The organism is Pseudomonas sp. PS01297 (assembly GCF_029959305.1).
GTDB lineage: Bacteria > Pseudomonadota > Gammaproteobacteria > Pseudomonadales > Pseudomonadaceae > Aquipseudomonas > Aquipseudomonas helleri.
In genome coordinates this window covers 1-20,611 of record NZ_JASCPQ010000031.1, presented here as the reverse complement: position 1 = coordinate 20,611, position 20,611 = coordinate 1, and the positions used below count along the sequence as shown (strand labels likewise).

The following is a 20,611-nucleotide window of genomic DNA, read 5'->3' as shown; positions in this document are numbered from 1 at the left end:
AGTATCAGTCTTCACGCTCCGCCTCTTCCTGATCCATGGCCGGTTGATCGCGCAGCGGCAAATACAGGGTGATACAGGTGCCTTGCCCGTCGATGCCTTCAGCCACAGTGATGCGCCCGCCATGGGCGCCGACCATGCCCAGGCAGATGGCCAGGCCAAGCCCGGTGCCCTGCCCGCCTCGGTCACCACGGGCAGCGGTATAAAACATGTCAAAAATCTTGGCGCGGTCCTCTTCGGGAATGCCCGGCCCTTGATCACTCACCGCAAACCACAGCTCAGCGTCTTGCGCCCCGGCGCTCAGGCGCAGCTGCCCATGGGGCGGAGAAAAGCGTGCAGCGTTCTCCAGCACATTGACCAAGGCCTGTTCGATCAACGCCGCATGCACATGCAACAGCGGCAGTTGCGGCGGCACCTCCACTTGCACCTGCAACGGCGCCAGTACAGCGCGCAGCCGGTTCAAGGCACTGCCCACGATGTCGGCGGGTGACACCCAGTCACGGGCCAGTTTCAAGGCACCGTGGCCCAGGCGGGTCATGTCCAGCAGGTTCTGGATGTAGCGATCCAGACGCTCAGCCTCATCGCGGGTGCCTTCGAGCAACTCACGTCGATCTTCCAGCGCGATAGCCTCGCCTAGCGCCAGCAGCGTGTCGATGCTGCCGCGCATGGTGGTCAGCGGGGTGCGCAAGTCATGGGACACCGACGCCAGCAAGGCGCTGCGCAGTTGCTCGGTTTCGCCATGCAGGCGCGCCGCTTCCAGGTCTTGCGCCAACCGCGCACGGGCCAGCGCCTGGGCCAGCGGTTGACTCAAGGCCATCAACAGGCGCCGACGTTGGCCACTGAGGGTTTGCCCGTCTTTGGGGCTGACGCCCAGCAAGGCCAGCGGCCCTTCTTCAGCGCTGATCGGCCACCACCACCAATTGCCCATGGGCAACGTGCCCGTGCCTTTGCCTGCCGGTTGAAGGTGCGCCCAGGCCCAGTCCGCAGCGGCGCGCTCGGCTTCGTTGAAATGCAAAGGGCCACCGGTTTCGATGGTCCAGTCGCCGTTGTCATCGCGCTTGAGCAGGCACATGTTAAGTTCTTTCCAGCCACTCAAATGCTGGGCGGCGGCATTGATGACCGCCTGGCGATCCGTGGCGGCGGTGAGCTTGCGCGACAAGTCGAGCAACTGCGTGGTTTCTTCCTGGGTGTCGCGCAAGGCCTGTAGTTGTCGACGCTGGCGCGCGGCCAGGTTACCGGTGAGGGCCGCCATCAACAAAAAGAACAACAGCGTGAGCACGTCTTCTTCGCGCTGGATGCTGAACGAGAAATTGGGCGGGATAAACAGAAAGTCATAAGCCAGAAATGACATCGCCGCACAGGCCAGCGCTGGCCCAAGGCTGCTGCGCACCGCCACCAGCAACACCGCCGCAAGGAACACCAGAGAGATGTTGGGCAGCGCCAGCACACTGGAAACCCCCCAGGCCAAGGCGCTGGCAAGCACCGTGGCCACCAGCGCCAGACCATAGTCAAACCACACCAGCGTGTGCTTGCCACGGGTCACCACGGGCGCGGGCGATTGCTCGTGATCGAGCACGTTGATTTCCAGGCCATGGGCATCGCGCAGCAAGCGTGCGGCCAGCCCGCCGCCAAACATCCGGCGGCGCCAGGTCAACCGCGACTGGCCCACCAGCAGCAGACTGGCCCGACGCTCGCTGGCGTGCTGAATCAAGGTTTTGGCCACCTCGCCCGCTCGCAGCAACACCACTTCGCCGCCCAGGCGCTCGGCCAATTGCTGAGCACTCTGCAGGCGCAAACGCGATTGCTCGTCACGCACCGTGCCGTTGTCCACATGCACCAGGCTCCAGGGCAAATGCCGCCGCTCTGCGACCCGGCTGGCATGGCGGACCAAACGCTCGGCATGCACATCACCGTCCACGCCCACCAACAGCCGCCCACGCAGCGCCGGGGCCGATTGCCCTTGCTGGCGATAGCCTTTGTCCAGCTCATCGTCGACGTACACGGCGGCGGTCTGCATCGCCAGTTCGCGCAGGGCATTGAGGTTGGTCTGGGAGAAAAACGCATCGATGGCCGCACGGGCCTGCTCAGGCACATAGACTTTGCCTTCGCGCAGCCGCTCCAGCAGCTCACGGGGTGGCAGGTCGATCAGCAGCAGCTCATAGGCTTCCTGGACGATCCAGTCGGGCACCGTTTCACGCACTTGCACCCCGGTGATACCGCGCACCTGGTCGTTGAGGCTTTCGAGATGTTGAACGTTGACCGTGGTGTAGACGTCGATGCCCGCTGCCAGCAGTTCCTGCACGTCTTGCCAGCGCTTGGCATGGCGGCTGCCGGGGGCATTGCTGTGCGCCAGTTCATCGACCAGCACCAGCTTGGGCTTGGCCGCGAGCAGCCCATCGAGGTCCATTTCTTCAAGCTGCACGCCGCGGTACTCCGAGCGCAACATGGCCAGTTGGGGCAAGCCGTTGAGCAACACTTCGGTTTCAGCACGGCCATGGGTTTCGACCACCCCGGCCAACAACGTGACCCCTTGACGCAATTGGGTGTGCGCGGCCTGCAGCATGGCGTACGTTTTGCCAACGCCGGGGGCCGCGCCCAAGAACACTTTGAGCCGGCCACGGCCTGCGCGTGGCAAGTCAGCTAACAACGCATCGGCGCGACCGGAATGGCTCATGGGTTTGTCCTGATGAATACCTGAAACTGCAGGAGCGAGCTTTTAAAGTTCGCTCCTTCAGGAGATTTACTGCAACTGCGCCAACGCCTGGTTCAGCAACAGCACATTGACCACCGGCGGGCCTATCAACGGTTGTTCGATGTGTTGTTCAAGCAACTGTTCAACCGTTTGTACCGGCAAGTGCCGAGCCGCTGCAACCCGTACCAGTTGATAGCGAATTGCCTCCGGTGGCAAGTGCGGGTCCAGACCGCTGCCCGACGTGGTCAGCATGGCCATCGGCACCGGGCCCTGGTCCGGCATGGCAAGCTGCGCTGCACTCTCCTTGACCCGTGTGGCCAGGGCCGGGTTGCTCGGCGCCAGGTTGCTCGCCGAGCTCGACACCGTGGCAAACGCGCCCGCCGAAGGCCGTGGGTGGAACCAGTCATCACCGGTAAAGTCTTGCGCAATCAATGCTGAGCCCTTGACCTGCCCAGTGCTGTCACGCACCAGGCTGCCGTTGGCTTGTTGCGGGAACGCCACTTGGGCGATCCCGGTCACGACCAGCGGGTAAGCCACGCCGGTAATGACGGTCATCAACAGCATCAGGCTCAAGGCCGGACGTAATAAATTTGCCATGATCAATCCCTCCGAAAACGCTTAAACCAAGTGCAGCGCAGTGAGCAGCATGTCGATCAGCTTGATGCCGATAAACGGCACCACCAGCCCGCCCACGCCATAGATCAGCAAATTGCGACGCAGCAGGTGTGCAGCGCTGGCCGCCTGTACCCGCACCCCGCGCAGGGCCAAGGGGATCAACACCACGATGATCAGCGCGTTGAACACGATGGCCGAAAGAATCGCGCTCTGCGGGCTGGCCAGGTGCATGATGTTGAGCACGCCCAACTGCGGGTAGATCGAGGCAAACAGCGCCGGCAGTATCGCGAAGTATTTGGCCACGTCGTTGGCGATCGAAAAGGTCGTCAGCGCGCCTCGCGTCACCAGCAGTTCCTTACCGATTTGCACCACGTCCAGCAGCTTGGTCGGGTCGCTATCGAGGTCAACCATGTTGGCCGCTTCACGCGCCGCCTGAGTGCCGTCGTTCATCGCCATGCCCACGTCAGCCTGAGCCAGCGCCGGGGCGTCGTTGGCGCCGTCGCCGCACATCGCTACCAAGCGGCCGTCGTTTTGCTCGTGGCGAATGCGCGCCAGTTTTTTCTCAGGCGTGGCCTCGGCCAGCACATCATCCACCCCGGCTTCGGCTGCGATTGCGGCGGCGGTCAACGGGTTGTCGCCGGTCACCATCACGGTCCGAATGCCCAGCTTGCGCAGTTCGGCAAAGCGCTCGCGAATACCGGGTTTGACCACGTCCTTGAGGTGGATCGCGCCGAGCAAGCGGCCCTGGCCACAGACCAGCAACGGGGTGCCGCCACTTTGTGCGATTTTGTCGATTTCACGGGACAACGCAGGCAGCACTTCGTGACGTTTCATACCAACAAACGCCAGCACCGAATCCACCGCGCCTTTTCGGTACACCCGGCCGTGGTAGTCGATACCCGACAAGCGTGTTTCGGCGGTAAACGGCACCGCTGTGAATTCCTCGGCCGCAGGCTCAGTGAAGCTGTGCAAGCCGCGAATGAATTCGACGATGGACTTGCCTTCTGCTGTGTCGTCCGCCAGCGAAGCACGCAGCGCCCCTTCGGCCAGCTCTTTGGCGGTCACACCGGGTGAGGCATACAGAGCGGCGCAACGGCGATTACCAAAGGTGATGGTGCCGGTCTTGTCGAGCATCAGTACATGCACGTCACCCGCCGCTTCAACCGCACGACCCGATTTGGCGATCACGTTAAGGCGCACCAGACGGTCCATACCGGCGATACCGATGGCGGACAGCAAGCCACCAATGGTGGTCGGGATCAGCGTGACCAACAGTGCCACCAGAAACACCAGCGGCAGGCTGCCACCGGCATAGAAGGCAAACGGTTGCAGGGTCACCACCACGATCAGGAAGATCAGGGTCAGACCGATCAGCAGAATATCCAGGGCGATTTCGTTCGGGGTTTTCTGCCGCTTGGCGCCTTCAACCAAGGCAATCATGCGGTCCAGGGTCGACTCGCCGGGGTTGGTGCTGATGCGCACCAGCAGCCAGTCCGACACCAACCGAGTGTTGCCGGTGACCGCCGAGCGATCCCCGCCCGACTCACGAATCACCGGCGCAGACTCGCCGGTAATCGCGGCCTCGTTGACGGCGGCAATCCCTTCGATCACCTCGCCGTCACCGGGGATCATCTCCCCGGCCTCAACGCGCACCACATCACCTTTGCGCAGGCGGGTGGCCGGCACGATTTCAAAGCTGCCCGTGGTGGTCCGGCGGCGTGCACTCAAGCCCTCGCTCCCGGCCTTGAGGCTGTCGGCACGGGCTTTACCGCGGCCTTCGGCCAGGGCTTCGGCAAAGTTGGCAAACAACACGGTGAACCACAGCCAGATGGCGATTTGCACGGCCACCGTGGTCGGCACCGACGCCTCGGGCATAAAGCACAACACCGAGGTAAAAATGGCGGTCAGCTCAACCACCAGCATCACTGGCGAGCGTTTCAGCTGGCGCGGGTCGAGTTTGACAAAGGCTTGCAGCAACGCCGGGCGCCAGAGGTCGGCAAACGCCGTTTTAGGGGTTTGCGGCGCCTGGGTTTCAGGCGTAGGCGTCAATTTTGAAACAGGAGCAGGCATAGTCATGATCGTCTCCTTAGAAGCCCATAGTCAGTTGTTCAGCGATGGGACCCAGTGCCAGCGTCGGCAAGAAGGTCAGGCCGCCTACCAGCAAAATGGTCACGGTCAGCAGTGCCACAAACAGCGGGCCGTGGGTCGGGAAGGTGTTTTGGCCAACCGGTGCGGTTTTCTTCATCGCCAGACTGCCCGCCAGGGCCAGTACCGGGAGGATGTAACCGAAACGTCCGAGCAACATGCCCAGGCTCAGCATCAGGTTGTAAAACGGCGTGTTGCCACTGAGCCCGCCAAACGCCGAGCCGTTGTTGGCACTGGCCGAGGTAAAGGCGTACAAAATCTGGCTGAAACCGTGTGGGCCGGGGTTACTCACCGCTGCCACTGCACTGGGCAATACCGCCGCAATAGCGGCCAGCACCAGCACACCCACCGGCATCACCAGCAGGGTCACCACCAGCAATTGCACTTCTTTGGCTTGCAGCTTTTTACCGAGGTACTCCGGGGTGCGGCCGATCATCAGGCCAGCGAGGAACACCGCGATCAGCACGTTGAGCAACATGCCGTAGAGCCCGGCACCGACACCGCCGAAGATCACTTCGCCGACCATCATGTTGACCATCGCCACCATCCCGCTCACAGGGTTGAGGCTGTCGTGCATAGCGTTCACCGAACCATTGGAAGCGGCGGTAGTGGTCTCGGCCCACAGCACTGTGGCGGTGGTGCCGAAGCGGACTTCCTTGCCTTCCAGCGGCGCAGTGTGCTCAACCAGCGGGCTGTTCAGCGTCGGGTTAGGCTGGTACTCAGCGTACAGCGCGGTGCCGCCGCCGATCAGGAACAACGCCAGCATGCAGGCCATGATTGCCCGGCTTTGGCGCAAGTCTTTGACGTAATGGCCAAAGGTGAACACCAGCGCCACCGGGATCAGGATGATCGACGCCAGTTCAAACAGGTTGCTCCAGGCTGTCGGGTTCTCGAACGGATGCGCCGAGTTGGCACCGAAGAAACCACCGCCATTGGTGCCCAGTTGCTTGATCGCAATCTGGCTGGCAGCCGGGCCCAGCGGGATCACTTGGTCGACACCTTGCATCGTCACAGCGTTGACATAGTGCGCAAAGGTTTGCGGCACGCCCTGCCACACCAGGAACACCGCCAGCACCAGGCACAACGGCAACAGGCCATACAGCGTGGCGCGGGTCATGTCCGCCCAGAAGTTACCCAGCGTTTTGCTTGAACGGCGGCTGATACCGCGACACAGCGCAACCAATACCGCCAGGCCGGTGGCCGCACTGACAAAGTTTTGCACGGTCAGGCCGACCATTTGGCTGAGGTAGCTGAGCGACGCTTCGCCGCTATAACTCTGCCAGTTGGTGTTGGTGACAAAGCTCACCGCCGTGTTGAACGCCAGCGTCCACTCTTGCCCCGGTAAATGCTGCGGGTTGAGTGGCAGGTACTGCTGAAACAGCAGAATCGCGAACAAGATGACAAAGCCCGCGAGGTTAAAGGCCAGCAGCGCCAGCATGTATTTGACCCAGCTTTGCTCGCTGTTCGGGTCAACCCCGGCAATGCGATAGCAAACGTTTTCGACGGGCCCCAGTACCGGGGTCATCCAGGTACGCTGACCTTCCATCACTTTGTAATAAAAGCGCCCCAGCCACGGTGCTGGCAGTAACACCAGAACGAAGAAGGCCAGAATCAGCGCATAGTCATAACTGTGCATATCCGCTCCTAGTTCTGATCTGCGCGCAACAGCGCAACCAACAGATAAACGAACAGCCCCACTGCCAGCAGCAGGGACACCCCATCCAGAACGCCCATGACAACTCTCCCAAAGCGGCACCTGCCGCGTGTAGGAAGAGTGTGTGCAATGTGGGCGTAAAGGATCGAGATCGAGAGGGATGCGGGGGCGTAAAGAAGGTGTAAAAATCCTTTAACGCCACACTTAATAAACTCTGACGTCAGGGAGATTTATCTACGCCGATAGGCGCGTTCATCCCGAAGAAATACTGACCTGCGCAAACCCCTTAATGATCTGCAAATAACGCCTGCCAACTCACACTCTTCGAGCTAATCTCGGAAATCGAGGCTGGGTCCGTGAGTGTTTAGTAAGAAACTTTTTTCCAGGATGCCTTGGTTTTAGTCAGATTTGAAAAGACACCCACCAGCGTCACTACATAATCCGTGCCGACTTCCAGTGGGTAAAAGGTAACACTGGTTGCGGAGTTATTAAGGGTTTTTTCAAAAATGGCCGGACCAGTGGCTATGCCTTCATTTATATCTTGCGAGCGATATATTTTAATCAGGGCGTGATCATAGGGGCTGAGGTCATGAGTACCCCAGTATGCGTAACCTGCAATGTCGCCATTACGTGTTGCCCCAACTATCCAAGGCCCATCCGGGCCATCGATATTTCCAGGGTTGTCAGTGTCTTTGGTTGTACTGGTATCAATGTCTACTAAAATACCATTCGGCGTTCGCCCATGGGCATCTACACGCTTAATGCTCAGTTGATACATCCGATTAAGCGCGAGCGACACTGTTATTCTATGGCGGCCTTCTGACAAGGTGTGCGGATAAATAATATTACTCCCAGCGTTTATACTGATCTGATAGTGTGACGTATTGAAACCCGGTGTAATCGTCAGAGACAGTGTCTGCAAGGCGAAATCATACTGACTACTTTCAACAACGGGAGGGGCAGGAGGTGCCTGATTAAGATTGGCCGATATACATGCTTGAATCAAAGCATGATCTAGCTCCAGCCCTGCCACTGGCGGCCTATTACTCAAAGAGTGAGAATGGGCATTCGCCACGAACAATGTTGATGAAAGCTGTGTCACTGTATTATGAATGACATACATCTGCATGATAGCTTTCTGATTGACACCTGCAGGCACCACTGTATTGATCCAGCCTTGCCAACGACAAGGCCATATTAAATCATCCTCTGAACATTTATCCCAACTGAGAATTATGTTTTTCCCCCCATAATCATGGGTCATTTGACCCAAGGTTAAAAGAGCCGCACTGCGGGGTATCAAACCCGTTGCCTGCAAGCCATTGACGAAAAGATTTTTCAGCTGTACATAATCGAATGCTCCGCTGAGCGAATAACAATCACGGATATTTAAAACAAGGATTTCATTGATAGCAGTTGAATCAGACACGCTGTAATAGGCATTACACCAATCTATCAAGCTCTGCACTGTATTAGCGGAAGGTTGGTGGTTGTAGTGAAATACCCACTGCCCGGCCCCGATTTGGCAAATACGTAAATCCAGAGCCCTGACACCGGCCTCAATCTGGATACCCCAAAGCGCTCCAGATGAATCAGGAGTACTACGTGTGTACGCTTGGGCATCGAATTCAAACGTACCGGAATGCATAGTTGAAGGGATTTTCAACTCATGTAATTTTAACGTAGCCAACACAGAATGATTCGTTGTCATCCAGTGTTCTACGTCACCTGAAGTCAGGTTTTCCACGGCCTTGCTATTGGCTATTGACACATTCATTGTATATACCCTCTGAAGATTTTCCGGTTACACAGAGATACCGATGACACTCACTGGGTGCACAGCAACAGAACACTATCTATTGATATCAAGGTGTGACAGCTGAACTGCATTATTCATAGAATTAATAATATCGACATACTGAGACAACGGTAATGGCACCGCCATAAAACCATGCACCGACACATCATCAGTTCCAAAAACTCCGGCTATGACAGCAAAGCTGCCTGGAGCGACCGTGTCCGGCTCAGTATAAACACCACTGTCCTTATCAAGGCTGCCTTCGCCGGCCAATAAAGTCCAACGGGCAGGTGTTAAAGGTCCCTTACTCCCTAATAGGTTAAATTTCAAACTCCTCTGCTCCGACTCACTCAACGCCTCTATTCCTACTGGCGCAGTTAAAGGATTATGCTGAATAAGCACATGAATATACGCCGTTGCATTGCCATTTTTCACCTCAATGACATCCACCGGGTAAGATACATCCGAACTAACTATGCCACCGGCGGTATACAGCCGTTGATTGACTTGACCTGATACCTCGGTCAATGTAGACCCCCACTCGGGAGTCATTAAAGTAAACGTCAGCGGTGCATTATCCAGTGCGGTGGCTGACAGTTCCTTGGTTTTATTGAGATCACACGTTAAAAATAAATCGCTAACCTGAATAAGGCTGCGCATGACCGATATCAATGCAGAGCTTTTCACTATTTGTCCCCGCAAGACGCCTGTCACGGTGATCATTACTGTCAGGACCCCGCTGGCCAGGTGCGCTTGTGTCGGCGCCGTATAGTAGCCAGTTGAACTGATTGTGCCGACCTGCTCAACTTTTGCGTCGACGTCTCGTACCGACCAGCCAGGGTTACTTAATACTTGAGACACCTTAAATTGTATGTGGCCGCCTGCTTCAATCGTGTGCCTCAAAGGGGAGATGGAGACAGACGTCAGAAGAGGATCAATGTGACCAAACAGGGCAAGATCCCCTGGGACAAATGCCTGAGTCAGTTGCAAAGCATTTTGACCTGGAAACAACAGGTTTCGAATGAGATAAGTATCCACTGACGGAATGTCAAATTTTTTGATGACGCTCTTAAGAACACCTTTGATACACCCTTCAATTGCCGCTTTATTAGCGGCCTTACCGTCCACATTCCAATAATCTCCACCATCATTTAGAAAATTGATCTCGCTGCTTTCTTTTAAAACTCTTGCATCACCAAAACTAACAATTCCCGTCAGCGTATTAAGTAATAGATCACACACCAATTCGATATTAAAGTCATATTGATACCCCACCCGCCAACTATTATTTATCATGTACTCATCTACACCAGCAGTCCCCCACCTGACACGCACATCCAAACCTTCAGCCCCGGTGCTTACACGTAAATTATGAGAACTATCACCCTGAAATCTATAAGCAAGTGTTTCAATATTCGCATAAGCAAATTTTAGTATAGGGTTCCCCCCTATACTGTCTTGCCCCCAGTATGAAAAGGGAGAGTTAATACCGGTTATACCTCCACCTGCAGTCGCCTTCAAACCACTGCTGATGCCAGCACCAAAACCTTCGCGCGCCAACACAAGCCCATTTCCTATCGCCGCTTCCAATGCGGGCTTTATCACTTTCGTCATGAATACGCTGCTCGACAGCAAGACAGTACCGGTATAAAGATTCCCATTTTGATCCGTTGGAATCAGGTAGTCGCTTGTTTCATTTGGGAATGCAACGCCATCCTTTCCACCGGCCAAAGTAATAAACAACATGATCGCCCCATCACCATACTCTGGGGTCTGCATCAATGCAGAAGGCGCAGACGCTCTCGTTTTTATCTCAAAATTTTGAGGTGTCAACACACCATTCGGTACACAGTTTAATGTTCCCAGCGAAAAGCACTTTTGTTCTACATTCAGCGCTTTAAAATATTCTTTAAACAGCCTACCGACATCATCTTGAGAACTGCTGCCGACAACAAAGTTCGCTTTGAAGTTGTCGGCTTTACCTATATCAATCAATACTTCACCACCCGCACCTACCACCCCTTTGGTCAGCGGTTGATCCATCCATATTTGCGGCCCTCCCACCGGTAAAACCTGTTTTATTCGCGAGACATATCTACCCCCACCCGGGAGTGTGTTAGTGCTAACAATCATACCGCCGATCATATCCAGGGTCAGACGTGTGCGCGGTGGCTGCTCAAGACTGGATATTTCAAAGGATAGTTTAGGGGCACCTAATTTCAGACCAAAAAGATGTTCAATATAACTTCCATCTCCCCAGACCATCTCCATCGATGCAGGTTCAATAATACCTTCACCCGTGCTGTACCGCTCAACATATAACTGATAAAGGAGTTCGTTAGTTTTACGTTGATCGTACATCACCACGGCATCCCAACCTACCGTGCAGGATTTTCCCTGCATGGACTTTAACAAATCACCCAATGGCCTTTTGCTCATACTCACCCCTTAAAACACAGTAATCCCACTAAAGGATGTCGCACACGTTCAGACACTCCATATTGACATCGTACAAACTAAAAAAAACATAGCGCATCTCTTATGGACACAAACAGAGAGTATCAACACCCAGCCAAGGCACTATTCAAGCATCACCAAGGACACTTGTACGCTATTTACCGTGCCCTGAACACTAACAGAAGTACTAGGTTTTTCAAAAATTCAGTCAGAACGTTTAAACTGCAGAGGTGAAAGATTGAGTACTTTGCTCCCACCAAAAATCTGATAACGTAATGAACCCCCCTTTTTAAAACGCCCAGTAAATTTTAGCCGGAGGGATACATCGCCTGCTTTTAAACCACCTTATATAGCCCTTAACTACTTGTAACATACACACTTCAAATACTCATACCCGAATGCTAACCACTGCCTTTCGAATCGAACGACCTGTTATGTGTAATCGATGATCAAAGCCCCCCGCGATTAAAGCTCCACCTAAATTCATGAAAGTGCCCACAACACGTTCAGTCCCCGTCGTTTCCGAGAACCAACGCCCGGCTGAACGTGAATGTGCACCGGCGTTAGAAAGATTTCCATCAGCTACTAAGTGTGCATCGCCCAGATAAGCACGGGCGTGAGGAACACTCAGACTTTGATCTGCGTGTGAAATAAGGTTCTCATTGGTTTCGAATAGCCGCTTGATAAAGGGTTCATTTTTTGGGACTTCGTCAAGCCCATTACTCAGGAGATTCCTGCTATATGCAATTGACTCTGGAACAGCGTCACTGCGTGTCAATGACTTTCTGACAAGGTCGAAAGCTTGTTTCCATGAGCCAATATTGTCACTGGCCGCACTTGAGGCCGTCACTCCAAGAACACTCAACAGTTTTGCAGGCAAACGAATATGCCCCGTTGGATCCCGCCAATTGACCGGATCACCCGAACAATACGCGTAGGCATTAATACCGCCTTTCGCAAAGGGGCTCAGCGAGTCAGGGCTGTTAAATCGCATCAGTACCGGGTTATATGCCCGATGACCATTGCCCAATAAATAATGACCGGTAATGGCTTCAGGCAATTCGCCGTTAAACCCCACCAACGCACCCGCACTGTCGAGAGACCGGGAATAACCATAAGGGCTAGAGACAACGTTATTAACCGGATGCAGTGGCTTGACAAGGCTTATGGTAGAACCGGACAAGTCGGTTGCCAGTAAGCTGGTCCCTGTAGGGTCAAGCTGTGCAAGCGCTTGATGATTATTACGCAACAGCGAAGTGACCACGTTGCCCTGAATGGCCGTTACCCACTGATCTCTCTGATAGAAACGCAACCTAACAGGCTCACCCGAACGCGCGCACACTGTGCAGCGATCAAGGGGATCGTAGTTAAAGCTGATGATTGAAACCGTCATCGTTTGACACTCCAGTAAATGAAACTGAAGTGTCAAACATGTGGTTGCATGGGACACCTGACGGTATGACTAGGTTGTGTGCCCAAACATGTAAATCAATATCAGTGCTATGCGAGCATTAGCGCAATAACGAGCTGTCCAACACACTGGAGTTCCCACCCAGCACACTTTCGCTGAGCTGGATAAATGAGCCCGTGCTCACCTTGTCCATGCGCATCAGCGCCCGGCTCACATCATCCAGCGAGCGCTTGTTGTGGGTTTGCAAACGTATTTCGCGGTCCAGTGCCTGCAACACAGTCACCGCACGGGCCTGCATCGCCTGGTTAACGGTCGCTGCGCGCAAATGAGTGACGCCTTTACCAACTGCATTGAGCCGATGCTGCAGTGTCTGATAACGCTCGTCGCTCATGCCGCCCGCACGGCGCAGCAGTTCAATGGCGTAGTACTCACTGAGACCGTCAACGATCCACTCATGGCCCGGCTCGGCATTAATGCCGGCAAACACTTGCACCACTTCGCGCAGCAACGGGCTGCTGCCGCTTTCGCTGACCAGCGGCAGGACGCTGGAGAGATAAATTGAGTTGTGGTCAGCCGTACTGCCTCTCCACATCGGGCTGGCCGCACCCACGATCAACAGTTTAGGTGGGTTACGCGGGAACACGGCTTGCACTTGCGGCCACACAAACGTCAGCAAGGTGATGACATCCATGCGGTGCATGCCCTGCCCTTTTGGCGCCGACACGGTCACCTCGGTTTCACCCAGGGTGGTGCGCCGGGTGCCTAGCGTGCCAGCGAGCATCCAGCCCGTAGGCCGGTCAAACACCCGGGAAGCATCATCGATACGAAAGCGGTTCTTACCGATACGTGGCCATGCGGTTTCAACACTTTTCCAGCCCTTGGGCAACTCGAACTCAAGCCGCGAGACCAACTCGGTACCGTCTTGTTGATCGAGGCTTGCAGGCGGGACCAACTGTTCACCGCGAAACAAGGCCCACGTCGGGGTCATGAGGGTGTCGTAGCTGCCATTTTTAAGCGGGTGATTCAACTGCACGCGGTAAGTGAGGCTGGCCTTGCCCGGCCCCGGATGCCACAGGCCACGGCTGTGCTCGGGGTCCGGGGTCAATTGCCATTGCCCGTTCGCCTTGAAATCGCTGTAACTGTCGGGCACCCCCAGGTCGAAGTCCAGGCTACGCACCGCAGAGCCATCAGCCAGGGTCACGCGCACCTGCGCCTGATTGCTCTGCGGCATCAGTTGCACGTGGTAATCCAGGTCGACTTTTTTGCCCGCCCACAGCGGGCCGCTGGCGATGATCAGCAACACGCCCAAAGGCCATTTAAAACACAGCGGCATACACACTCCTTTGCACCGCTCCGGCACTTAACCGGCGCGGAAAATCAGATGATCTTCCCAGTCGTCTTCCGGCACGCTGCCCTCGGCCAGCATGCGCCCGGATTGCGAGATGCGCTCATGGTGCACGGCCTCAGGGTCCCCGCAGACCAGGTGGTGCCAGAGCGGCAAGTCCTTGCGCTCGCTGACCAGCCGGTAGCCGCAGGTGGGCGGCAGCCACTTGAACTCTTCAGCCTTGCCGGGTGACAACTGGATGCAATCAGGCACGCTGTCACGGCGGTTGGCATAGTCGCTGCACTGGCAGGTTTTCATGTCGAGCAATTTGCAGGCGATACGGGTGTAGTAGACGCTGTTGTCCTCTTCATCCTCGAGTTTTTGCAGGCAGCACAGGCCACAGCCGTCGCACAACGACTCCCACTCCTCTTGATCGAGTTGATCGAGGGTTTTGCGGATCCAGAAGGGTTTTACGATTGCGGCCATGGCTCAAACATCAACATCAGGGAGTGGAAAAGGCCGCCAGTCTAGTGCCCAAGCTGCCGTGGGCCAAGCGCTTGTGACTGACGGCGTAACAGGACTTGTCAGCTGGCAGACATGACAGTAGTTTTGCGGCTGGTCAAATCCACTCAGGAAACTCGAATGCCAACCTCCAACCGCGTTGCCGAACACCCGATTCACGAGCAATTCACCCAGCGCTGGTCACCGCGCGCCTTTACCGACGCAACCCTGGACAAGCCAACCCTGCTGAGCTTTTTCGAAGCGGCCCGCTGGGCCCCGTCGGCGTACAACGCACAGCCTTGGCGCTTTTTGTTCGCCCTGCGCGGCACCCCTGAGTTTGAGCGTTACTTGAGCCTGCTGGTTGAGTTCAACCAAGGTTGGGCCAAGCACGCCGCGGCATTGGTGGTGATCGTGTCGAAAACCACCTTCGCCGCACCGGGCAGCACAGAAGAAAAACCTGCACCCACCCACGCCTTTGATACAGGCGCCGCGTGGGGCCAACTGGCCTTGCAAGCGCACTTGAGTGGCTGGCACACCCACGGCATGAGCGGTCTGGATTTTGAACGGGCCCGCACCGAGCTGAAGATCCCTGAGGGTTACGCGGTTCAGGCCATGGTTGCCATTGGCAAAATAGGCGACAAAGCAAGCCTGGTGGACTACCTGCAAGCCAAGGAAGTCCCAAGCCAGCGCGAGCCGTTGAGCAAGCTGGTCGCTGAGGGTGATTTCAGCCTGTAAGGGAGTTTGAGGGCACTGCACCTCTGGCTACGCAACGGCCTACTACGCCCAAGCTTTTAAGTCGAACCAATACCCTGTAGGAGCGGCCGTCCCGTCTTCGACGCCGCGCTGTCGCGCAGCAAACATGACAGCGAATATCTTCAGCATCCCCCAATCGGTTTCCTCTCCTTCGGGAGAGGGCTAGGGTGAGGGATGCTCTTGATTAGAGAGGATTTTTTGTACATATCCATTGCTGCGGCAACGGCCACTTAGGGTTCCGCCCTTACGGCGCGTCACTTTGAAAGCGCAAAGTAACCAAACGCTTTTTGCCCCAACCCCTCGGTGCCTCGCTGTGGCTCGGCATGCCCTCACCACAGGCCTTGCTACGTGGGCCCGCCGCGATCGGCCATCCCTGGCCGTGTCGCGGCTAACCCGGCGTCCTGCCGGGTTACCCACTCGCAACACCTGCGTTCGGCCAGCGTGGTTTAACGGGGCCTCTTAGATCAAGATCAAAAGCCAGATCAAGATCAAAAGATCGCGAGCAAGCTCGCTCCTACAGTGGGGGTGAGTTTTCAGTGAATTGAGCCGTTAATACCCGCGTTCGAAGTCCACTTCTCCACGCAGCGGCTCGCCCGCCTGGTACGCGCGCAGGTTGTCGATAAACAGTTGCACCATCATCGGCGGTGAGGTGGGTGCCGAGCTGTGGCCGGTCAGCAGCAGACCCCAGGCAGTCCAGAACGGGTGTTTGGCCGGCAATGGCTCCTGACGGCAGACGTCAATGATGGCGCCAGCCAGGTGCCCCAGGCGCAACGCTTCAACCAAGTCAGCATCCACCACCGCCACACCCCGTCCGGCATTGATGAAGACGGCGTTGGGGTTGAACAGGGCAAACAGTTCGGCATCGTACAAATCGTGGGTTTCAGGGGTGTTGGGCAACAGGTTGATCACGTAGTCCATCTGCGTGACCAAACGCGGCAGATCATTCAAGGTCGCAACCTCGGTGAACGGCGCCTGTTCCCGTGCGCTGCTGGCAATAGCGAACAGTTCAACGCCGAATGGTTGCAGGAACTGCGCCACGGTCTGGCCGATGTCACCTGCCCCGACAATCAAGACCTTGCGCCCGACCAGGCTCTGGCCCGTGCGATTGTCCCATTTGCGCTCGACCTGGCTGACCAGCCGCGCCATCACTTCACGTTCGTGACCGAGCATGTAGGTCAGTACGTATTCGGCCATGACCTGACCAAAAATACCGACCGCACGGCTCAGCCGGTAATCGCGCCCCAACCCTTCAGCGAGTAGTGGGGTGATCCCGGCCCATGTCGATTGCAGCCATTGCGGCGTGTGCCCTTGGCGCAACAGGGTGGCCATCAGATCTGGCTGGCCCAGCCACACCGGGCAGTCGGCAGCCAACTGCGCCAGTTGCGCCGAGTCGCCGCTGGTGTGCACTTGCAGTTCAGGGGCCGCTTGTTGCAAGAGTTGGGCGTACAGCGAGTAATCTTGCTCGGCAATCAGGACACGCATGCTTCTAACCTTATTAAAACCATTGCCAGCCGCCGCGCCCGGGTTTGCTCCATTGCGTTCAGCCGCCAGCAATCAAAGTGAGTCTGTTCTGCACCAGTGCCTTTACACAGGGTCGTTACGACGCAACAGCTCTTCAGGCAAGTGCTCGATGTATTCGTCTTCGGCCGGCGGCATTTGCAGGTGGTAGCCCTGATTGACCAGGTTTTCCAGGACTTTGCCGATGTCTTCACGGGCCAGTGTGCGCGCCGGGGTCAGCACCAGGTCGAAGGCGTGCTGCGGTTTGCCAAAACCACTCAACAGGGTTTCAGGCACACGCTCCAGTGCTTCGGCTTTTAATACGTACAGGTACATGCCGTTGCGTTTTGGGCTGCGGTAGATCGAGCAAATATGTTTCAAGACGGTTCTCCAGCGTCGGCCAGGCAATCAAGCAGCGCCTGGCCCATCAACTCACGGCGCCAACCGCGCAGTGAATCGGGCAATTGATAAGGCCCCTCGGGGTAGCCGCTTTTAAGCAGGGCTTCGAGGGTTTTCTTGCGCAGCATCAGCTCAGGCGCAATGTTCAGGCGCTCAGCCTCGGCCTGACCGATGGCGCGCAGGCGCTTGACCAGCGCAGCAGCCTCGACCGGCAACGGCTCGGGCACGGCCGGGGGCCATTGGTCCGGGCCCAGGCTGCTCGCCCGCTTGATCAGATCCAGCAGGAACTCGCCATCCTGACGCACCGTGCGCGGGTGCATGTCTTCAATGCGCGCCAGGGTCACTAGGTTATCTGGCTGGGTTTTGGCCAATGGCCACAGCGCATGCTCACGCACCACACGGTTGCGTGGCAGGTCCCGGGCACGGGCTTGCAGCTCACGCCAGGCGCACACTTCGCGCAACACCGCGAGTTGCTGACGCGAGAGTTTCCAGGCCAGTTTGGCCTCTCGGTACACCTCGTAAGGGTCGACCTCACGGCGCAGGTTGGCCACCAGTTCGGCGCCGTCCTCCAGCACCCAGTTGTACTTGTCATCCGACAGGCGCGGACGCAACTGCACATACACCTCAGCCAGATGCTGGGCATCTTCAGCGGCGTAGCTGATCTGCGTTTCCGACAACGGGCGTTGCAACCAGTCAGAACGGGTTTCGCCTTTAGGCAGGTCGAGGTCGAGCACCTCTTTGACCAGCCTCGAATAACCCATCGAGAAGCCCAGGTTCAGATAGGCCGCTGCCAGTTGGGTGTCGAACAACGGCGCAGGCAAGCTGCCCGTCAGACGCAAGAGCACTTCCAGGTCTTCACTGCACGCATGCAGCACTTTGACCACCGCCGGGTTTTCCAGCAGTGCAGCCAGCGGCTGCCAGTTGTCGATGGTCAAGGGGTCAATCAGAAAAGCCCGCTCGCCGTCGCCAATTTGAATCAGCCCGGCAATCGGGTAAAAGGTATCGACCCGCATAAATTCGGTGTCGAGGGCTATGAATGGCAAATGTTGCCATTCGGCACAATGTTGGCCGAGGCTATCGTTGTCGCGAATCCAGTGAATATCGATGGCCACACGGCTCTCCCTTGAAGAATGGCGCGCAGTATATATCGCCACCGTGGCAATCAGCGCATTGACTCGTCCTCTTGTCGACGAAAAAGCCTACAAGTTAAAAGCCGATGACCTTCAATACTTCGCTATTTTTTGTTGATACGTTTTCCACCCACCGTGGCCCGGCCCGGTGGAACCTCTAAAATAGCGGCCGTAAGATTCACCCACAGTGGCGTCGTTACGAAATATGACGTGACAAGGTTATTAACTGAACCTGTGCTTCACCCCACACTAATAAATCGGGATTTCCCTCTATGCGTATTACCCGAACACTCTCCACTGCAGCCTGCGCCCTTGCGCTGAGCACCCTTGCCAGCATTGCCCATGCCGAACCCTTTGCCCCCGACATTGAAGACAGCGTGCAAAAAGCCGCGAAAGCGCTGATGCAGCGGTACGAAGTGCCTGGCCTGGTCATTGCCATCAGCGACAAGGGCAAACAGCAGTTCTACAGTTTCGGCCTGGCCTCCAAAGAAACCGATGCCAGAACAACCCCCGACACGCTGTTTGAAGTTGGTTCGATCAGCAAACTGTTTACCGCCACCCTGGCGTCCTACGCGCAAGTCGAAGGCAAGCTGTCTTTCACCGAGCCGGTCAGCCACTACCTGCCGAAGTTGCAAGGCAGTGCGTTCGGCAAAGTGCCGCTGTTGCATCTGGCAACGCACACGGCCGGGGGTTTTCCCTTACAAGTGCCAGACAACGTAAAAAACGATGAGCAACTGCTGGATTACCTCAAACACTGGAAGCCGACCTATCAAGCCGGTACCCACCGAACGTACGCCAACCCCAGCATTGGCATGCTCGGCGTGATCGCCGCCAAGAGCTTGCAGGTGCCGTTCAAGTCGGCCATGCAAAACATGCTCTACCCCGCTTTGGGCCTGAGCAGCACCTATCTGAGCGTGCCGCAGGACAAAATGCCGCTGTATGCCCAAGGGTATGACAAGCAGAACCAGCCGCGCAGGCTCACCCCGGACGTGCTGGCCGACGAAGCCTATGGCGTGCGGACCAGCGCTCGCGACCTGATTCATTTCGCGCAACTGAACCTGAACACGGGCAAGCCCGCATCGGCGATCGAACGTGCAGTGCAGAACACACACACCGGCTACTTCCAGATCGGCCCCATGACCCAGGACCTGATTTGGGAGCAATACCCTTACCCGGTCACACAGGCAGACTTGCTGCAAGGCAACTCAAACACCATGGCCTACGAGACCAACAAGGCTGTGGCGTTGAACCCGCCGCTGGCGCCACAAAAAGCCGTATGGCTTAACAAAACCGGCTCTACCTCAGGCTTTGGCGGTTACATCGCGGTCCTGCCCGACAAACAGCAGGCCGTGGTCATCCTGGCCAACAAAAACTACCCCAACAGTGCCCGCGTAGAACTGGCCTACGCGATTTTCAAGGCACTGAACTAAGCGCCTTTGCGCAACACATAAATGCTGCCCTGCGCAAAGCCGGGCAGCACATCGTAATGTTTGAGGATGCTGAAGCCCGCCAGGGCGAACTGCGTTTCAAGCTCATGCTTGCCGATGACCACCCGCTGGCTGTCACGCTGGCGGGTGGTGCGCCCGACCGACACCGACACAATCAACGTGTCGCGGCTTACCCGAGAGAGTTCACGCAAAATGGCCAGGCGATGCTCGCTGTCACTGACGTGATGAAACAGCTGCATGCAAAAAATGCTGTCCACGGCGTTTTCAGACAAATCGATGGAAAACACCGAGCTTTTAAACAGCGTGATGCGTTTTAGCAGGCTGGCAGGATGATGAGTTTGTGCATGGTCGAGCATGCCTTGCGAAGCGTCCGCTGCCAGAATGACCCGGTTGCCGTGCTCAGCCAGCACCGGCCAAAAACGCCCGACGCCACAGGCCACATCGAACACCAGCCCCGGCTCCCCCGCCACTTTAAGTGCCCGGCGAACCAGTCGTTGCTCACGCCACCCGGCCAGACGCCGGACGAGCCCTGATGGCCGCACGGCCAGGCAGACCTGCGCATGTTCGCGGTCGTAACGCTCGGCGAACTCAAGCTCAATGGTGGAAGGTAGCTGCGATGACATGGGCCCGCGAACTCTTGTGTTTAGGGATATTCAACACAAAGGTTAAGGGGCAACCAGTGAAAAAAATGTTAGGAAAGTATGAAAAGCAGCGTGATTAAACACGCAATTTTGTAGGAGCGAGCTTGCCTCGCGATCTTTTAAACGATCAAAAGATCGCGAGGCAAGCT

The 20,611-nt window shown here is 56.6% G+C and carries 16 protein-coding genes; 2 read left to right on the top strand and 14 right to left on the bottom strand.

What is annotated here, in order from left to right; genetic code table 11:
- Positions 1–4 precede the first annotated feature (4 nt).
- The 10 genes from QMX84_RS11580 to QMX84_RS11535 all read right to left on the bottom strand — a co-directional run bounded on the left by QMX84_RS11580 (position 5) and on the right by QMX84_RS11535 (position 14,579).
- On the bottom strand, positions 5–2,671 hold the full coding sequence (locus QMX84_RS11580) for a sensor histidine kinase KdpD (protein ID WP_282363848.1): 2,667 nt from the start codon (positions 2,669–2,671) through the stop codon (positions 5–7).
- Between the two features lie 66 nt (positions 2,672–2,737).
- The gene (kdpC, locus tag QMX84_RS11575; protein ID WP_262126846.1) at positions 2,738–3,286 is read right to left on the bottom strand and encodes a potassium-transporting ATPase subunit KdpC; all 549 of its coding nucleotides are present in this window, start codon (positions 3,284–3,286) and stop codon (positions 2,738–2,740) included.
- 21 nt (positions 3,287–3,307) lie between these two features.
- Positions 3,308–5,380 carry a potassium-transporting ATPase subunit KdpB gene (gene kdpB / locus QMX84_RS11570; RefSeq protein WP_262126845.1) on the bottom strand — a complete coding sequence of 691 codons (2,073 nt, stop codon included), beginning with the start codon at positions 5,378–5,380 and terminating at the stop codon, positions 3,308–3,310.
- A 10-nt stretch (positions 5,381–5,390) separates the two neighbouring features.
- A complete protein-coding gene (gene kdpA / locus QMX84_RS11565) occupies positions 5,391–7,085 on the bottom strand; it encodes a potassium-transporting ATPase subunit KdpA (protein WP_282363847.1) in 1,695 nt (564 codons plus the stop codon).
- 8 nt (positions 7,086–7,093) lie between these two features.
- The gene (kdpF, locus tag QMX84_RS11560; protein ID WP_048368646.1) at positions 7,094–7,183 is read right to left on the bottom strand and encodes a K(+)-transporting ATPase subunit F; all 90 of its coding nucleotides are present in this window, start codon (positions 7,181–7,183) and stop codon (positions 7,094–7,096) included.
- A gap of 284 nt (positions 7,184–7,467) precedes the next feature.
- Entirely contained in the window at positions 7,468–8,880 is a 1,413-nt protein-coding gene (locus QMX84_RS11555; protein WP_262126842.1) for a hypothetical protein, read from the bottom strand.
- A gap of 75 nt (positions 8,881–8,955) precedes the next feature.
- Entirely contained in the window at positions 8,956–11,340 is a 2,385-nt protein-coding gene (locus QMX84_RS11550) for a hypothetical protein (RefSeq protein WP_262126841.1), read from the bottom strand.
- Positions 11,341–11,746: 406 nt separating this feature from the next.
- Complete coding sequence (locus QMX84_RS11545; RefSeq protein ID WP_262126840.1) at positions 11,747–12,751, bottom strand: RHS repeat-associated core domain-containing protein; 1,005 nt, start codon at positions 12,749–12,751, stop codon at positions 11,747–11,749.
- 118 nt (positions 12,752–12,869) lie between these two features.
- Entirely contained in the window at positions 12,870–14,102 is a 1,233-nt protein-coding gene (locus QMX84_RS11540) for a hypothetical protein (RefSeq protein WP_282363846.1), read from the bottom strand.
- A 27-nt stretch (positions 14,103–14,129) separates the two neighbouring features.
- A complete protein-coding gene (locus QMX84_RS11535; protein ID WP_048368649.1) occupies positions 14,130–14,579 on the bottom strand; it encodes a YcgN family cysteine cluster protein in 450 nt (149 codons plus the stop codon).
- A 156-nt stretch (positions 14,580–14,735) separates the two neighbouring features.
- On the opposite strand from QMX84_RS11535, the gene QMX84_RS11530 reads away from it, so the two are divergent.
- Positions 14,736–15,329, top strand: a complete 594-nt coding sequence (locus QMX84_RS11530) for a nitroreductase family protein (protein WP_262126838.1) — start codon at positions 14,736–14,738, stop codon at positions 15,327–15,329.
- Between the two features lie 567 nt (positions 15,330–15,896).
- Here the strand turns inward: QMX84_RS11530 and QMX84_RS11525 are convergent.
- The 3 genes from QMX84_RS11525 to rnd form a co-directional block, all read right to left on the bottom strand.
- Positions 15,897–16,829: a D-2-hydroxyacid dehydrogenase gene (locus QMX84_RS11525; RefSeq protein WP_262126837.1), complete on the bottom strand. Its 933-nt coding sequence runs from the start codon at positions 16,827–16,829 to the stop codon at positions 15,897–15,899.
- Positions 16,830–16,931: 102 nt separating this feature from the next.
- Complete coding sequence (locus tag QMX84_RS11520; RefSeq protein ID WP_282363845.1) at positions 16,932–17,225, bottom strand: YcgL domain-containing protein; 294 nt, start codon at positions 17,223–17,225, stop codon at positions 16,932–16,934.
- Positions 17,222–18,355 (bottom strand): ribonuclease D, encoded by a 1,134-nt coding sequence (rnd, locus tag QMX84_RS11515; RefSeq protein ID WP_048368653.1) that lies wholly within the window; start codon positions 18,353–18,355, stop codon positions 17,222–17,224. Before rnd ends, QMX84_RS11520 begins: the two co-directional genes overlap by 4 nt.
- Before the next feature lie 290 nt (positions 18,356–18,645).
- Between rnd and ampC the strand changes: the two genes are divergently transcribed.
- On the top strand, positions 18,646–19,803 hold the full coding sequence (gene ampC, locus QMX84_RS11510; protein ID WP_262126834.1) for a class C beta-lactamase: 1,158 nt from the start codon (positions 18,646–18,648) through the stop codon (positions 19,801–19,803).
- Here the strand turns inward: ampC and QMX84_RS11505 are convergent.
- The gene (locus QMX84_RS11505; RefSeq protein WP_262126833.1) at positions 19,800–20,444 is read right to left on the bottom strand and encodes a class I SAM-dependent methyltransferase; all 645 of its coding nucleotides are present in this window, start codon (positions 20,442–20,444) and stop codon (positions 19,800–19,802) included. The genes ampC and QMX84_RS11505 overlap by 4 nt on opposite strands.
- Positions 20,445–20,611: the final 167 nt, after the last annotated feature.

Coding starts and splice junctions, on each gene's coding strand:
- QMX84_RS11580 (WP_282363848.1), bottom strand. CDS start 2,671: ATGAGCCATTCCGGTCGCGCCGATGCGTTGTTAGCTGACTTGCCACGC.
- kdpC (WP_262126846.1), bottom strand. CDS start 3,286: ATGGCAAATTTATTACGTCCGGCCTTGAGCCTGATGCTGTTGATGACC.
- kdpB (WP_262126845.1), bottom strand. CDS start 5,380: ATGACTATGCCTGCTCCTGTTTCAAAATTGACGCCTACGCCTGAAACC.
- kdpA (WP_282363847.1), bottom strand. CDS start 7,085: ATGCACAGTTATGACTATGCGCTGATTCTGGCCTTCTTCGTTCTGGTG.
- kdpF (WP_048368646.1), bottom strand. CDS start 7,183: ATGGGCGTTCTGGATGGGGTGTCCCTGCTGCTGGCAGTGGGGCTGTTC.
- QMX84_RS11555 (WP_262126842.1), bottom strand. CDS start 8,880: ATGAATGTGTCAATAGCCAATAGCAAGGCCGTGGAAAACCTGACTTCA.
- QMX84_RS11550 (WP_262126841.1), bottom strand. CDS start 11,340: ATGAGCAAAAGGCCATTGGGTGATTTGTTAAAGTCCATGCAGGGAAAA.
- QMX84_RS11545 (WP_262126840.1), bottom strand. CDS start 12,751: ATGACGGTTTCAATCATCAGCTTTAACTACGATCCCCTTGATCGCTGC.
- QMX84_RS11540 (WP_282363846.1), bottom strand. CDS start 14,102: ATGCCGCTGTGTTTTAAATGGCCTTTGGGCGTGTTGCTGATCATCGCC.
- QMX84_RS11535 (WP_048368649.1), bottom strand. CDS start 14,579: ATGGCCGCAATCGTAAAACCCTTCTGGATCCGCAAAACCCTCGATCAA.
- QMX84_RS11530 (WP_262126838.1), top strand. CDS start 14,736: ATGCCAACCTCCAACCGCGTTGCCGAACACCCGATTCACGAGCAATTC.
- QMX84_RS11525 (WP_262126837.1), bottom strand. CDS start 16,829: ATGCGTGTCCTGATTGCCGAGCAAGATTACTCGCTGTACGCCCAACTC.
- ampC (WP_262126834.1), top strand. CDS start 18,646: ATGCGTATTACCCGAACACTCTCCACTGCAGCCTGCGCCCTTGCGCTG.
- QMX84_RS11505 (WP_262126833.1), bottom strand. CDS start 20,444: ATGTCATCGCAGCTACCTTCCACCATTGAGCTTGAGTTCGCCGAGCGT.